The 14470-nt window shown below is 61.5% G+C and carries 13 protein-coding genes; 7 read left to right on the top strand and 6 right to left on the bottom strand.

What is annotated here, in order from left to right; all coding sequences use genetic code 11:
* Positions 1–47 precede the first annotated feature (47 nt).
* The 5 genes from V3W40_RS24875 to V3W40_RS24855 all read right to left on the bottom strand — a co-directional run bounded on the left by V3W40_RS24875 (position 48) and on the right by V3W40_RS24855 (position 5766).
* Positions 48–1334 carry an ABC transporter substrate-binding protein gene (locus V3W40_RS24875; protein WP_027605591.1) on the bottom strand — a complete coding sequence of 429 codons (1287 nt, stop codon included), beginning with the start codon at positions 1332–1334 and terminating at the stop codon, positions 48–50.
* 104 nt (positions 1335–1438) lie between these two features.
* Positions 1439–2698 (bottom strand): D-mannose isomerase, encoded by a 1260-nt coding sequence (locus V3W40_RS24870; protein WP_065925931.1) that lies wholly within the window; start codon positions 2696–2698, stop codon positions 1439–1441.
* A gap of 150 nt (positions 2699–2848) precedes the next feature.
* Complete coding sequence (locus V3W40_RS24865) at positions 2849–3694, bottom strand: ATPase (protein ID WP_065947868.1); 846 nt, start codon at positions 3692–3694, stop codon at positions 2849–2851.
* Positions 3695–3821: 127 nt separating this feature from the next.
* On the bottom strand, positions 3822–4820 hold the full coding sequence (locus tag V3W40_RS24860) for an NAD-dependent epimerase/dehydratase family protein (protein ID WP_027605588.1): 999 nt from the start codon (positions 4818–4820) through the stop codon (positions 3822–3824).
* Between the two features lie 52 nt (positions 4821–4872).
* Positions 4873–5766 (bottom strand): LysR family transcriptional regulator ArgP, encoded by an 894-nt coding sequence (locus V3W40_RS24855; protein WP_065925928.1) that lies wholly within the window; start codon positions 5764–5766, stop codon positions 4873–4875.
* A 100-nt stretch (positions 5767–5866) separates the two neighbouring features.
* Between V3W40_RS24855 and V3W40_RS24850 the strand changes: the two genes are divergently transcribed.
* The 7 genes from V3W40_RS24850 (at position 5867) to V3W40_RS24820 (ending at position 13434) form a co-directional block, all read left to right on the top strand.
* Positions 5867–6268, top strand: a complete 402-nt coding sequence (locus V3W40_RS24850) for an ACT domain-containing protein (RefSeq protein WP_027605586.1) — start codon at positions 5867–5869, stop codon at positions 6266–6268.
* A gap of 5 nt (positions 6269–6273) precedes the next feature.
* On the top strand, positions 6274–6873 hold the full coding sequence (locus V3W40_RS24845; protein ID WP_065925927.1) for a LysE/ArgO family amino acid transporter: 600 nt from the start codon (positions 6274–6276) through the stop codon (positions 6871–6873).
* A gap of 178 nt (positions 6874–7051) precedes the next feature.
* Complete coding sequence (locus tag V3W40_RS24840; protein WP_003212997.1) at positions 7052–7648, top strand: superoxide dismutase; 597 nt, start codon at positions 7052–7054, stop codon at positions 7646–7648.
* Positions 7649–7797: 149 nt separating this feature from the next.
* Complete coding sequence (locus tag V3W40_RS24835) at positions 7798–7974, top strand: hypothetical protein (protein ID WP_330215798.1); 177 nt, start codon at positions 7798–7800, stop codon at positions 7972–7974.
* A 235-nt stretch (positions 7975–8209) separates the two neighbouring features.
* Positions 8210–10261: a putative bifunctional diguanylate cyclase/phosphodiesterase gene (locus V3W40_RS24830; RefSeq protein WP_027605584.1), complete on the top strand. Its 2052-nt coding sequence runs from the start codon at positions 8210–8212 to the stop codon at positions 10259–10261.
* Positions 10262–10387: 126 nt separating this feature from the next.
* Positions 10388–11731 carry an imelysin family protein gene (locus tag V3W40_RS24825; RefSeq protein ID WP_027605583.1) on the top strand — a complete coding sequence of 448 codons (1344 nt, stop codon included), beginning with the start codon at positions 10388–10390 and terminating at the stop codon, positions 11729–11731.
* 248 nt (positions 11732–11979) lie between these two features.
* Positions 11980–13434, top strand: a complete 1455-nt coding sequence (locus tag V3W40_RS24820; RefSeq protein WP_027605582.1) for a TrkH family potassium uptake protein — start codon at positions 11980–11982, stop codon at positions 13432–13434.
* On the opposite strand, the gene V3W40_RS24815 is transcribed toward V3W40_RS24820, so the two are convergent.
* The gene (locus V3W40_RS24815) at positions 13391–14449 is read right to left on the bottom strand and encodes an AraC family transcriptional regulator (protein WP_065925924.1); all 1059 of its coding nucleotides are present in this window, start codon (positions 14447–14449) and stop codon (positions 13391–13393) included. The two genes, V3W40_RS24820 and V3W40_RS24815, sit on opposite strands and share 44 nt — an antisense overlap.
* Positions 14450–14470 lie beyond the last annotated feature (21 nt).

Below are 14470 nucleotides of genomic sequence, written 5' to 3'. Positions count from 1 at the left end.
AAGCACGCCTTGTGAGGGGTCAGGGATCCCCCTCACAAGGTCAACCGTTACTTGGCAGACTTGATCGCAGCGCCGAGTTTCTTGGCGGTGTCGGCCGGGTCGGCTTTCGGGTCGTTGATGTAGTTGGTCACGACATCGAAGAACGCACCTTGCACCGCCAGGGTGGTGGCCATGTTGTGCGCCATGCTTGGCTGCAGGCCGCCGGTCTTGGCGTCAGCCAGGAAGTCCTTGGCGGCGGTCTGGGCGCAGGAGTCGAAACCGTACGAGTCCATTTTGTTCAGCATGTCGTTGCGAACAGGGATCGAGCCCTTGTTGATGCTGAACACCTTCTGGAAGTTTTCACCCAGCACGACTTTGGCGATGTCCTGCTGGCCAGCGGCAGTGCCTTTGTCTTTCTGCTTGAACACCGCCAGGGAGTCGATGTTGTAGGTGAAGGCTTTGTCGGTGCCCGGGAAGGCTACGCACTCGTAGTCTTTGCCGGCGACTTTCTTGGCGGCGGTCCATTCCGACTTGGCCCAGTCACCCATGATCTGCATACCGGCCTTGCCGTTGATGACCTTGCCTGCTTCGAGGTTCCAGTCCTGGCCTTTGCCGTCGACGTCCATATAGGTCGCGACTTTCTTCAGCTCGGTCAGGGACTTGACCATTTCCGGGCCGGTCAGCGCAGCGTTATCGAGGTCGACCAGGGCTTTCTTGTAGCCATCGGCGCCCATTACCGACAGGACCACCGCTTCGAACACGGTGCTGTCCTGCCAAGGCTGGCCACCGTGGGCGAGCGGGATGAAGCCCGCGGCCTTGAGCTTGTCGCCGGCGGCGTAGAATTCTTCGAGGGTGGTTGGGTTCTTGGTGATACCGGCTTTCTTGAAGACTTCCGGGTTGATCCACAGCCAGTTCACGCGGTGGATGTTGACCGGTACGGCAACGTAGTCGCCGTCGTACTTCACGGTGTCGGAGACTTTCTTGTCGAGCAGGGAATCCCATTTTTCGTCTTTGGCGACGGACTTCAGGACGTCGGTGTCGAGCAGGCCGGTAGAGGCCCACTCCTGGATGTCGGGGCCTTTGATCTGGGCAACGCCTGGCGGGTTGCCGGCGACCGCGCGGCTTTTCAGCACGGTCATGGCAGTAGCGCCACCGCCACCTGCGACGGCGCCGTCTTTCCAGGTGAAGCCGTCTTTCTCGACTTGGGCCTTCAGGACATCTACAGCCGCTTTTTCGCCACCCGAGGTCCACCAATGCACAACTTCAACCGTCCCTTTGGAGTCGGCGGCAAATGCACTGAGGGGAAACAACGAGGCAACGGAAATAGCTACGGCGAGGCGATTAATCGCGTTCATCTGAATACCTTTTCTTGTTGTTATGCATGCAAGTCTGGAGCTTGCGCTGCACGGAGTTTAAACATGGTTTTTTCGAGCACAGGTAACAAAGGGATGCACAAATGTCACCACTTGGTGACATAACACCCAGCGCCTAAAGCGCTGGCCATGCTCGGTGCCAGGGGCAGTGCAGGCAGCACGACCGCTTGCCAGGCATGGTACAGGTCCGGTTTACCGCCCCAGATGGTGCTGCTGGGCTGGTTGTGCGGGCTGAGTTCGTGGTGCCAGCTGCCGTGGAGGCGGTCGATGAAATGGGTGTCGCAAAACTCCCAGAAACGCCGGTACCAGGTTTCGTAATGCAGCTCACCCGTGCGTTTGAGCAAGGCCTGGGCAGCGGCGCTGGCTTCGGCGTGGGTCCAGTGCAGACGCTCGCGCACGACCGGGCGGTGGTTCCAGTCCAGGGTGTAGACGATACCGGGGGCGCCATCCACGGCCCAGGCATAGTCGCAGGCGCTGGCAAACAGGCCCTTGGCGGCGCTCAGCAGCCAGTCCGGCGTGGCCAGCCCGGCCTGCAGGCGCGCGGCTTCCAGGTGCAGCACCAGCCGCGCCCACTCAAAGCCATGGCCAGGGGTGATGCCATACGGGCGGAAGCCATCGGCGGGGTTGTCTTCGTTGTAATCGAGCAGGGGTTTCCATTGCGCGTCGAAATGCTCGATTACCATGAACTGGTTGGCGGCGGCGTGGGTATGAATCACTCGCTCGACGATGCGCAGGGCGCGATCCAGCCAACGTGTGTCGGCGGTGACATCGGCCAGGGCCAGGAAGGCTTCGGTGGCGTGCATGTTGCTGTTGGCGCCGCGATAGGCTTCGACGCCGCTCCAGTCCCGGGCGAAGGATTCGAGCATCACGCCCTCCTCTTCGCTCCAGAAGAACTGGTCGATGATATGGATGGCGTCGTTCAGCAGATTTTGCGCACCGGGCGCGCCTGCCACCACGGCCGAGCTGGCGGCCAGGGCGACAAAGGCATGCAGGTAGGCCGCCTTGCCGCTGTTGCCGTCCAGGGCCTGGGGCACGGCGAACCAGCCACCGTGTTCGCTGTCACGCAAAGGTCCGCCCAGGGCCGCAACACCGTGCGCCACCAATTCGGCATAACCCGGCAAGCCCATGGCATGGGCCATGGCGAAGCTGTGGGTCATGCGCGCGGTATTCATGGTTTCGGCGCGAGCATCGGCCGGCAACTGGCCTCTGTCGTCGAGGTTGCCAAAACCCTCAGGCAGACGGGAGGCCTTGGCGAAGGCCAGCAGGCGCTGCCCTTCGGCGGCGAGCCAGTCGTGATGGGCAGGTGCATTCAGCCAACTGCTGGCAGGCAGTGGTCGCGTGGTCATGGGTGGCCCTTATTATTGTTTGTGGGATGACCGGAGTCTAAACAAGGGCAAGGTGGGGGCAAGTAACGAAGGGGATGGGAAATGTCACCAGATGGTGACATTCAAGCCGCTAGGCGGCCTGTGGCAAGCAAGCTTGCCACAGGCCCGATATTACTGGCCGAGCGGCGTTGCTGCCGCCGGCGCATTCAGGCGCTGATTCAGGTTCTGCACCTGGCTCTGCAAGGTGGTGATATTGCGGGTGGTCTGGATGCGGAACACGTCGAATTCCTTGTTGGTCGGCGCATCGCTGTTGGCCGGCTGGCTGTCCTGGGCGCTTTTGAGTACCACGAGGTCCTGCTCAAGACGGGCGATGGCTGCGCTCGGGTTACCTTGCTTTTTCAAGGCGGCCACATCAGCAGCCAATTCCTTTATCTCCGTATCGCGCTTGCCGGCATCGCCCTGCGCAGCCTTCAGGGTGGCCACTGCATCGGTCAAGGCTTGCACCTGGCCCTGCAGCTTGGCATTGGCGCTCGACAGCTCAGTGGTGCTGGCAGTCATTTGCGCCAGGCGCTTGTCCAGCTCGGTGGCCTGGCCGGCAACGCCGAGCTGCTGCTTGCCCTGCTCCAGCAACTGGGTTTCCAGCTGTTTGATCTGCAGTTTCAGTGCTTCGCTGCCGTTGTTCACATTGGCTTCACTGGCTACGACCTTGCCGGAAATATCCTGCAGGCGCCCTGCCGCTTCTTCGCTGATGCGCGCAAAGCTTTCCTGGGTGGCTACCAACTGCTGGCCCATCAGGGAAATCTGCTGGAAGCTCCACCAGGCCAGGCCGGCGAAGGCGATCAGCAGCGCGCCGATCAATGCCCACAGCGGGCCGGTGCTGGCGCCCTTGACCTTGACCACGGGCGTGTTGCGCGAACGCACCGAGGTGGCCGGGGAAGGTTCGAAATCATCGTCATCCCCAAGATCGGCCCGCAGGCTGGGAATGTTGTCGAAATCGTCTTTGGCATCGTTACGCATGAATCAACCCTGAATCAGTGAGTTAGCCGGCTGGAAAGCCGAGCGACGGGAGTATAAACCCCAAGCCCGTCGCGTTGATCGACCCGGAACCTGGAATTCGGTTCCCGATGTGTTGCCTGTTGTGACCTTATTTGAACCCGGGATCCTGGGCCTTCCACCAACTGCAGAACTCGTCGAGGGCAGTCCACAGGCTGACCTTGGGCTCGTAATCCAGATAATGCCTGGCCCGGCTGATGTCGAGGGTGAAATCTTTGTTCATTACCTGCATGCCCAGGCGCGATAACGCCGGCTCCGGACGACCGGGCCACATTGCGCAAAAGGCTTCGTTAAGCGCCGCCACGCTGTAAGACAAGCCGTAGGAGCGATAACGGGTCACCTGGGGCAGCTCCATTTGGCGCATCACGTAATTGACCACATCCCACACCGGCACCGGCGTGCCGTTGCTGATGTTGTAGGCCTTGCCCAGAGCCGAACCGGTGGCCAGCAAGCTGCTGAGCAGCGCTTCGTTGAGGTTGTGCACACTGGTGAAGTCGACCTTGTTGAGACCGTCGCCGACGATAGCCAGGCGGTTCTTGCGCTGCATCTTCAACAGGCGCGGAAAAATACTCATGTCACCGGCACCGGTGACGAAACGCGGGCGCAGGGCCAGCACCTCGAGACCGAACTCCTGGGCGCCGAACACTTTCTGTTCGGCCAGGTACTTCGTGGCCGCATAGGGATGCTTGAAGCGCTTGGGGACTTGCTCTTCGGTCAACCCGAGGTGATCGCGCCCGTCGAAGTAGATCGACGGCGACGACAGGTGCACCAGACGGCCCACGCGCTGCTTGAGGCAGGCTTCCACGACGTTTTCAGTCACCAGCACGTTGCCTTGATGGAAGTCCTGGTACTTCCCCCACAAGCCCACGGCGCCTGCACAATGCACCACGGCTTCGACATCGCGGCACAGGTCGCGCACCAGGTCGGCATCACTCAAGTCACCCTGGATAAACTCGGCACCGCGTCGAACCAGGTGCTCCACACCCTCGGCGCGCCGCCCGTTGACCCGCACGTCCAGGCCCTGCTCCAGGGCGAAACGCGCAAAGCGCCCGCCGATGAAGCCGCTTGCGCCGGTGACCAGAATCTTCATGTATTACCCCGTGTTCTTTCATTTTTCATCGCTGTTGCCTTGACGACCGCCATCAGTCCAACGGCACCAACCATTGTCCGCAGGCTTGGGCCAGGTGGTCGGTCAACAGGCCCAACAGCTGCCCGCCGCTGCGCCAATGATGCCAGTACAACGGTACATCGATGGGCTTATCTGGCATCAACTCGACCAACACGCCCTTTTCCAGTTGGTCGCGCACCTGCAACTCAGGCACCAGCCCCCAGCCGAGCCCGGCTTCCGCCAGGCGGATAAAGCCTTCGGACGATGGGCATAAATGGTGTTCGAAACCGCCGTCCACGCCCAGAGACGCCAGGTAGCGGTGCTGCAGGAAATCATCCGGGCCGAACACCAGTGCCGGTGTGCGCGCCAGTTGCTCGGCACGCACACCTTGGGGGAAATGCCGTGCAACAAATGCAGGGCTGGCCAACGCCCGATAACGCATGGCGCCGAGCAACAGGCTGCGGGCTCCGGCCACCGGGCGCTCGCTGGCGCAGATACAGGCGGCTACTTCCCCGGCGCGCATGCGCTTGAGCCCCACCGTCTGGTCTTCTACGACCAGATCCAGCAGCAAATGCTGCTCGGCACAGAAGTCGCTGACCGCCTCGGCCCACCAAGTGGCCAGGCTGTCGGCATTCAGGGCGATGCGCAGGCGTTCAGGCATGCCTTCTTCGTCCAGCGCCGGCACCTGGCTTTGCAGGTCGCGCTCCAGCAGCCGCACCTGCTGCACATGGTTAAGCAAACGCCGACCGATATCGGTGGGCGCCGGCGGCGTAACCCGCACCAGCACCGGCTGGCCGATGCGTGCTTCCAATAACTTGATGCGCTGGGAAATCGCCGATTGCGACAGCCCCAATACCTGGGCACCGCGCTCGAAGCCGGCCTGTTCCACCACCGCCGCCAGGGCGGAAAGCAATTTATAGTCGAACATCAGTTTCTCTAATGAGCGATCAGCAATATTGGTTTTTCTTATACAGCCTGGACCACGAGAATAGCCAGCATCGCTTCTCTCTTTAAAAGGAACCTTCACCATGGCTGGCGAAACCGCCCTGGCAACCCTGCTGCGTAGCATGAGCCCGCAGCTCAATGACGGTGACTACGTGTTCTGCACCCTGCCTGACCATCGTATCCCGGCCGGTTGCGAGGCCATCGGCAGCTTTCGCGAGCAGGAAGGCCTGACCCTGATCCTGGAGCGCCGGCAGGCGGAACAGGCCGGGCTGGCGTTCGACTACATCGCCGCGTGGATCACCCTGAATGTGCATTCAGCGCTGCAAGCCGTGGGCCTGACGGCCGCCTTCGCCAGCGCACTCGGCAAAGCCGGGATCAGTTGCAACGTGATCGCCGGCTACTACCACGACCACCTGTTCGTCGGCCGTGCGGATGCCGAGCGAGCCATGGACGTATTGCGGCAACTGGCAGCGACTTCGGAGTAATGGTTATGTGGCAAAGCTATCTGAACGGATTATTGGTGGCCCTGGGGCTGATCATGGCCATCGGCACGCAAAACGCATTTGTATTGGCGCAAAGCCTGCGCCGTGAACATCACCTGCCGGTGGCGGCGTTGTGCGTGGTGTGCGACGCCTTGCTCGTGGCCGCCGGGGTATTCGGCCTGGCGACGGTGCTGGCACAAAACCCGCTGCTGCTGGCGATTGCCCGCTGGGGCGGCGCCGCGTTCCTGCTGTGGTACGGCACCCTGGCGCTGCGCCGGGCGTTTTCGACACAGGGCCTGGAGCAAGGGGGCGACCTCAAGGTCCGCTCATTGCGCGCCGTATTGCTCAGCGCCCTGGCGGTCACGTTGCTCAATCCTCATGTGTACCTGGACACGGTGCTGCTGATCGGCTCACTGGGCGCGCAACAAACCGAACCCGGCGCCTACGTGGCCGGGGCCGCGAGTGCATCGTTGCTGTGGTTCGCCACCCTGGCGCTCGGCGCGGCCTGGCTGGCGCCATGGCTGGCACGCCCGGCGACATGGCGCCTGTTGGACCTGTTGGTAGCGGCGATGATGTTCAGCGTGGCCTATCAATTGATCAGCGCCTGATGAATATTCCAAAACGCTCTGGAACCTCTATCCCACACAGTTGTTGCGTGGTTTTGCCGCACCCCCGGTGCTATGATCCGGACCCTGCGCCGCAAAGAGTACAAACTCCCCGGCGCTTGTTTGGCCGCCCGTGATCGGCCTTGCGCTCACCGCAACTGACCTGATTAGGAGAATCATCATGGCTTTCGAATTGCCGCCGCTGCCCTACGCACACGATGCCCTGCAGCCGCACATCTCCAAGGAAACCTTGGAATACCACCACGACAAGCACCACAACACCTATGTCGTGAACCTGAACAACCTGGTGCCAGGCACCGAGTTCGAAGGCAAGACCCTGGAAGAAATCGTCAAATCTTCTTCGGGCGGCATCTTCAACAACGCCGCTCAGGTCTGGAACCACACCTTCTACTGGAACTGCCTGGCACCAAACGCCGGCGGCCAACCCACCGGCGCGCTGGCTGAAGCCATCAACGCCGCGTTCGGTTCGTTCGACAAGTTCAAGGAAGAATTCACCAAGACGTCCGTCGGCACCTTCGGTTCCGGTTGGGGCTGGCTGGTGAAAAAGGCTGACGGTTCCCTGGCCCTGGCCAGCACCATCGGCGCCGGCAACCCGCTGACCAGCGGCGACACCCCGCTGCTGACCTGCGACGTGTGGGAACACGCCTACTACATCGACTACCGCAACGTACGTCCAAAGTATGTGGAAGCGTTCTGGAACCTGGTCAACTGGAAGTTCGTCGCTGAGCAGTTCGAAGGCAAGACCTTCACTGCCTAAGCAACCCTTGCAGTAGAAAGAGCCCGGCGATTGCCGGGCTTTTTTGTGGGTGCAGCATAGGCAAGCCAGAAATACTGGAACCCACCAATAGGATTCACCACACAAGGGGTAGGAGGAATAAACCTCTTAATCACGTGTGAGGAATTACGATGGATCCTATGTCGGCGGCAACGGGCGCAATCCCAATGATAACGGGACTTCTTGATAAGGGTATGGACCTGGCCAAAGGAGTAATGGACATGGCAAACAAGGAAATCGACATAGCCGGTGGCGGCGAAAAGATCGGCGGGGAAGAACAACAACCACAGGGTCCGGTTAATTACTAACACCGCCGGCTCGCAGAAGGCGGACCGGCTCCGCCTTCTCTCCAGTCAATATTTGTACCGCATGCTGATTCTTTATCCACGTCTGCCAGGCACCGATCTGCGTTGGTACCTCTCAATGCTGGTCAGCCAAAACGTCAATTGAGCTTATGCCCCAATGTCCCTTTGACTGCCAACCTCAGATTGCCAATACTCATGGCATATTGAAGGCCACCCGCATGAGACAAGGAATGCCCCTTTGAAGCTGGAACTCAAAAACAGCTTGTCGGTGAAGTTGCTACGGGTCGTGCTGCTGTCGGCGTTGATCGTGGGCGTGACGCTGAGCGTGGCGCAGATCGTTTTCGATGCCTACAAGACGCGCCAGGCCGTGGCCGGTGATGCCCAGCGCATCCTCGACATGTTTCGCGACCCCTCGACCCAGGCCGTCTATAGCCTGGACCGCGAGATGGGCATGCAGGTGATAGAGGGGCTGTTCCAGGACGAGGCGGTGCGCATGGCCTCCATCGGCCATCCCAACGAAACCATGCTGGCAGAAAAAAGCCGTGCCTTGCAGCACTCCCCCAGCCGCTGGCTCACCGACCTGATTCTTGGCCGGGAACGCACCTTCACCACTGCCTTGGTCGGCAAAGGCCCCTACAGCGAATATTACGGTGACCTGAGCATTACCCTCGACACCGCCACGTACGGCCAGGGCTTTATTGTCAGTTCGGTGATCATCTTCATTTCCGGCGTGTTACGCGCCTTGGCCATGGGCCTGGTGTTGTACCTGGTTTACCACTGGCTGCTGACCAAGCCGCTGTCGCGGATTATCGAACACCTGACATCGATCAACCCGGACCGCCCCAGCGAGCACAAGATCCCGCAACTCAAGGGCCACGAGCGCAACGAGTTGGGGTTGTGGATCAACACCGCCAACCAGTTGCTCGAATCCATCGAGCGCAACACCCACCTGCGCCATGAGGCGGAATCCAGCCTGCTGCGCATGGCCCAGTACGATTTCCTCACCGGCCTGCCCAACCGCCAGAAACTGCAGGAGCAACTGGACAAGATCCTCATCGACGCCGGTCGCCGCCAGCGCCGGGTTGCGGTGCTGTGCGTGGGACTGGATGACTTCAAAAGCGTCAACGAGCAGTTTACCTACCAGGCCGGCGACAAATTGCTGCTGGCCCTGGCCGACCGTCTGCGCGCCCACAGCGGTCGCCTCGGCGCCCTCGCCCGCCTGGGGGGCGACCAGTTCGCGCTGGTACAGGCCGATATCGACCAGCCCTACGAAGCGGCCGAACTGGCGCAAAGTATCCTCGACGACCTGGAGGCGGAGTTCGCCCTCGACCACGAGGAAATTCGCCTGCGCGCCACCATCGGCATCACCTTGTTTCCCGAAGATGGCGACAGCACCGAGAAGCTGCTGCAAAAAGCCGAACAGACCATGACCCTGGCCAAGAGCCGCTCTCGCAACCGCTATCAGTTCTATATCGCCAGCGTCGACAGCGAAATGCGCCGCCGCCGCGAGCTGGAAAAAGACCTGCGCGATGCCCTCAGCCGCGACCAGTTCCACCTGGTCTACCAGCCGCAGATCAGCTATCGCGACCAGCGTGTGGTAGGCGTGGAAGCCCTGATCCGTTGGCAGCACCCGGAACACGGCCTGGTGCCGCCGGACCTGTTCATCCCGCTGGCAGAACAGAACGGCACCATTATTCCGATTGGCGAATGGGTACTGGACCAGGCCTGTCGACAATTGCGCGAATGGCATGACCTGGGCTTCACCGAACTGCGCATGGCGGTCAACCTGTCCACCGTGCAGTTGCACCACACCGAGCTGCCACGGGTGGTCAACAACCTGATGCAGATCTACCGCCTGCCGCCGCGCAGCCTGGAGCTGGAAGTCACCGAAACCGGCCTGATGGAAGACATCAGCACCGCCGCCCAACACCTGTTGAGCCTGCGCCGCTCCGGGGCATTGATCGCGATTGATGACTTCGGCACCGGCTATTCTTCCTTGAGCTATTTGAAAAGCCTGCCCCTGGACAAGATCAAGATCGACAAAAGCTTCGTCCAGGACCTGCTGGACGACGATGACGACGCCACCATCGTTCGCGCCATTATCCAACTGGGCAAAAGCCTGGGCATGCAGGTCATCGCGGAAGGCGTGGAAACCGCGGAGCAGGAGGCCTACATCATCTCCGAGGGTTGCCATGAAGGTCAGGGTTACTACTACAGTAAACCCCTGCCGGCCCGGGAGTTGGCGGCTTTTTTGAAGCAGGCGGAGCGCAATGGCGCGGCCATTCTCTGAGCGGGCAAAACGATACTGAATATTTCCCGCGTATAACCCTTTACACAAAATGCAAATCTTTCGCATTATGTCGCAGTTTTGCGCGACCCCCGCGCGCCCATCAACAACCGAAGCAGGATGTTCGCCATGATTCGTATGCCCCTGGCCACCGCCAGTCTGCTGGCCATTGCCATTTCTCTCGCCGGTTGCGGCGAAGGTAAAGACAAGCCCGCAGCAAACCAGGCGCCGACCCCGGCTGCCAGCACCACCGCTCCAGCGGCTGCCACCCCTGCCGGCCAGGTCGATGAAGCGGCCGCCAAGGCCGTGGTTGCGCATTACGCCGACATGGTCTTCGCGGTGTACAGCGATGCCGAGTCCACGGCAAAAACCCTGCAAACCGCAATCGACGCCTTCCTCGCCAAACCGAACGACGAAACCCTGAAAGCCGCCCGCGCCGCCTGGGTTGCCGCGCGCGTTCCGTACCTGCAGAGCGAAGTGTTCCGCTTCGGCAACACCATCATCGATGACTGGGAAGGTCAGGTTAACGCCTGGCCCCTGGACGAAGGCCTGATCGACTACGTCGACAAATCCTACGAACACGCCCTGGGCAACCCGGGCGCTACCGCCAACATCATCGCCAACACCGAAGTCCAGGTCGGCGAAGACAAGGTCGACGTGAAGGACATCACCCCGGAAAAACTCGCCAGCCTCAATGAGCTGGGCGGTTCCGAAGCCAACGTCGCCACCGGCTACCACGCCATCGAATTCCTGCTCTGGGGCCAGGACCTGAACGGCACCGGCCCGGGCGCGGGCAACCGCCCTGCGTCGGACTACCTGACCGGCGACGGCGCAACCGGCGGCCACAACGAGCGCCGCCGCGCCTACCTGACCGCCGTGACCCAACTGCTGGTCAGCGACCTGCAGGAAATGGTCGGCAACTGGAAACCCAACGTCGAAGACAACTACCGCGCCACCCTGGAGGCAGAACCTGCCACCGACGGCCTGCGCAAAATGTTGTTCGGCATGGGCAGCCTGTCCTTGGGCGAGCTGGCCGGTGAGCGCATGAAGGTTTCCCTGGAAGCCAACTCGCCGGAAGACGAACAGGACTGCTTCAGCGACAACACCCACTACTCGCACTTCTACGACGCCAAGGGCATCCGCAACGTCTACCTGGGCGAGTACACCCGCGTCGACGGCACCAAACTGACCGGCGCCAGCCTGTCGTCCCTGGTGGCCAAGGCCGACCCGGCTGCCGATACCGCGCTGAAAGCGGACCTGGCGGCGACCGAAGCGAAGATCCAGGTCATGGTTGATCACGCCAACAAGGGTGAGCACTACGACCAGTTGATCGCGGCCGGTAACGACGCAGGTAACCAGATCGTGCGTGACGCCATCGCCGCCCTGGTCAAGCAGACCGGCTCGATCGAAGCCGCTGCCGGCAAGCTGGGCATCAGCGACCTGAACCCGGATAACGCTGATCACGAATTCTGATCAGCGCGGTGTTGAATGAGGCGGCCTTCGGGTCGCCTTTTTTGTGCACTGTCTTTACCACCGCAAACCCATGTGGGAGGGGGCTTGCTCCCGATAGCGGTGGCTCAGTAGATACTTCCTTCACTGACACACCGACATCGGGAGCAAGCCCCCTCCCACATTTGATCCATGTTGTGCCCAAATCCGCCGGTTTACATGCCCTGCACCCCAGGTAGAATGGCGCCTCTGCCCTATTTCGAGCTCACTTCATGGCGTTGCCGACCCTACGCATCATCGGTTTCATCATCGGCATCTTCCTGATCACCCTTGCGATCGCCATGGTCGTGCCCATGGCGACCCTGGTGATTTTCGAACGGACCAGCGACCTGCCCTCGTTCCTCTGGGCCAGCCTGATCACTTTTGTCGCCGGGCTTGCCCTGGTGATTCCCGGGCGTCCCGAACACGTGCACCTGCGTCCGCGAGACATGTACCTGCTCACGGTCAGCAGTTGGGTGGTGGTATGCGTATTCGCCGCGCTGCCGTTCCTGCTGACCCAGCACATCAGCTACACCGACTCGTTTTTCGAAAGCATGTCCGGCATCACCGCCACCGGCTCCACGGTGCTGAGCGGCCTGGACACCCTGTCACCCGGCATTCTGATGTGGCGCTCGCTGCTGCACTGGCTCGGCGGCATCGGCTTTATCGGCATGGCGGTGGCGATCCTGCCGCTGCTGCGCATCGGTGGCATGCGCCTGTTCCAGACCGAATCCTCGGACCGCTCGGAGAAGGTCATGCCCCGCTCGCACATGGTGGCGCGGCTGATCGTGGCGGCCTACGTCGGCATCACCATCCTCGGTAGCCTGGCGTTCTGGTGGGCCGGCATGGGCCTGTTCGATGCGATCAACCATGCGATGTCGGCGATTTCCACCGGTGGGTTCTCCACCTCGGACGAGTCCCTGGCGCACTGGAAACAACCGGCGGTGCACTGGGTGGCGGTGGTGGTGATGATCCTCGGCAGCTTGCCGTTTACCCTGTACGTGGCCACCTTGCGGGGTAATCGCAAGGCATTGATCAAGGATCAGCAAGTACAGGGCTTGCTCGGTTTGTTGCTGGTGACCTGGCTGGTGCTCGGCACCTGGTACTGGTGGACCACCAACCTGCATTGGCTGGACGCCCTGCGCCATGTGGCGTTGAACGTCACGTCGGTAGTGACCACCACCGGTTTTGCACTGGGGGACTACAGCCTGTGGGGCAACTTCTCACTGATGCTGTTTTTCTACCTGGGCTTCATCGGTGGCTGTTCCGGCTCCACGGCGGGCGGGATCAAGATTTTCCGCTTCCAGGTCGCCTATATCCTGCTCAAGGCCAACTTGAACCAGCTGATTCACCCGCGCGCGGTAATCAAGCAGAAGTACAACGGCCACCGCCTCGACGAAGAGATCGTGCGTTCGATCCTGACCTTTTCGTTTTTCTTCGCCATCACCATCTGCGCCATCGCCCTGGCCTTGTCGCTGCTGGGCCTGGACTGGATGACCGCACTCACCGGCGCCGCCAGCACCGTGTCCGGTGTCGGCCCGGGCCTGGGGGAAACCATTGGCCCGGCCGGCAACTTCGCCAGCCTGCCGGATGCGGCCAAGTGGATCCTGTCCCTGGGCATGCTGCTGGGCCGGCTGGAAATCATCACAGTCTTTGTTCTGTGCATTCCGGCGTTCTGGCGTCACTGACCGTCGACGCGTCCTGCAGCCGCGCCCGGTATTCGCCGGGCGTGGCATCAAACCAGCGGCGAAACGCGCGAAAGAAGTTGCTCGGGTCGGCAAAGCCCAGCAGGTAGGCAATCTCCAACAGGGTCATGCGCGGCTGCGCCAGGTATTGCTCGGCCAGTTCGCGGCGGGTGTCGTCGAGCAGGGTCTGGAAACTCGTGCCTTCTTCCTGCAGGCGCCGCTGCAAGGTGCGCTGGGACAGGTGCAGGGTCTTGGCCACCACTTCGCGCTTGGGTTCGCCCTGGGGCAGCAGCCGGCACAGCACCTGCCGCGCCTTGTGGGTCACGCGGCTTTCGGAGAACCGCGCCAGGTACTCACCGGCAAATCGATCGTGCAACAGCGCCATGGCCTCGTTGGCCGTGGGCAGCGGCGCGTCCATGTCGGCGCGCTCAAAGATCAGCGCGTCATACGGCGCATCGAACTCCAGCGGGGCATGGAACGCTTGTTTATAGGGGGCCAGGTCCCCCGGTTGATCGCCCTGCAACAGCACTTTGCGGGGTTGCAGGGTCCGCCCGGTGAGCCAGCCGCACAGCGCCAACGCACAGGCCAGGGAGGCTTCGGCGCTTTGTCGGGTCGGCGGAAGATGATCGCCATGCACCGTCAGAATCAGCGCATAGCCTTCAGGTAATAGTCGAAAACTCAAGTCGGCGCTTTCGGCGATGATCCGCTGGTAACGCACCAAGCGCATGAAGCCTTCGGCCAGGGTGTTGCTGGACATCAAGGCGTAACCGGCCACATGAAACGACGCCGGGCGCACCACCTTGCCCATGTTCAGGCCAATCGCCGGGTTGCCCGACAACTCGACCGCGCGCTGCCACAGGCGGGTCATGGAGTCCTGCGGGAACCGCGCATCGGGGTCACTCAGGGCGGCGTAGTCCAGGCCCAGTTGCTTGAACAAGGCGCGGCAATCCAGGCCGTCCATTTCCAGTGCCTTGACTATCCCCATCGCCCAGCTTGCAGACGTTGTTCGTTCGCTCATGGCGTCTTCTTGAATAAAGCA

It is taken from the genome of Pseudomonas sp. AM8 (assembly GCF_036346475.1).
In the GTDB taxonomy this organism is placed as follows: Bacteria; Pseudomonadota; Gammaproteobacteria; order Pseudomonadales; family Pseudomonadaceae; genus Aquipseudomonas; species Aquipseudomonas marginalis.
This window is presented reverse-complemented; position numbering and strand designations above follow the sequence as displayed.

Excerpts from the sequence above, each read along its gene's own strand:
- V3W40_RS24855 (WP_065925928.1), bottom strand. The coding sequence starts at position 5,766 with ATGTTCGACTATAAATTGCTTTCCGCCCTGGCGGCGGTGGTGGAACAG.
- V3W40_RS24835 (WP_330215798.1), top strand. The coding sequence starts at position 7,798 with ATGGATCCTATGTCGGCGGCAACGGGCGCAATCCCAATGATAACGGGA.
- V3W40_RS24875 (WP_027605591.1), bottom strand. The coding sequence starts at position 1,334 with ATGAACGCGATTAATCGCCTCGCCGTAGCTATTTCCGTTGCCTCGTTG.
- V3W40_RS24865 (WP_065947868.1), bottom strand. The coding sequence starts at position 3,694 with ATGCGTAACGATGCCAAAGACGATTTCGACAACATTCCCAGCCTGCGG.
- V3W40_RS24825 (WP_027605583.1), top strand. The coding sequence starts at position 10,388 with ATGATTCGTATGCCCCTGGCCACCGCCAGTCTGCTGGCCATTGCCATT.
- V3W40_RS24815 (WP_065925924.1), bottom strand. The coding sequence starts at position 14,449 with ATGAGCGAACGAACAACGTCTGCAAGCTGGGCGATGGGGATAGTCAAG.
- V3W40_RS24850 (WP_027605586.1), top strand. The coding sequence starts at position 5,867 with ATGGCTGGCGAAACCGCCCTGGCAACCCTGCTGCGTAGCATGAGCCCG.
- V3W40_RS24870 (WP_065925931.1), bottom strand. The coding sequence starts at position 2,698 with ATGACCACGCGACCACTGCCTGCCAGCAGTTGGCTGAATGCACCTGCC.
- V3W40_RS24820 (WP_027605582.1), top strand. The coding sequence starts at position 11,980 with ATGGCGTTGCCGACCCTACGCATCATCGGTTTCATCATCGGCATCTTC.
- V3W40_RS24845 (WP_065925927.1), top strand. The coding sequence starts at position 6,274 with ATGTGGCAAAGCTATCTGAACGGATTATTGGTGGCCCTGGGGCTGATC.
- V3W40_RS24860 (WP_027605588.1), bottom strand. The coding sequence starts at position 4,820 with ATGAAGATTCTGGTCACCGGCGCAAGCGGCTTCATCGGCGGGCGCTTT.
- V3W40_RS24840 (WP_003212997.1), top strand. The coding sequence starts at position 7,052 with ATGGCTTTCGAATTGCCGCCGCTGCCCTACGCACACGATGCCCTGCAG.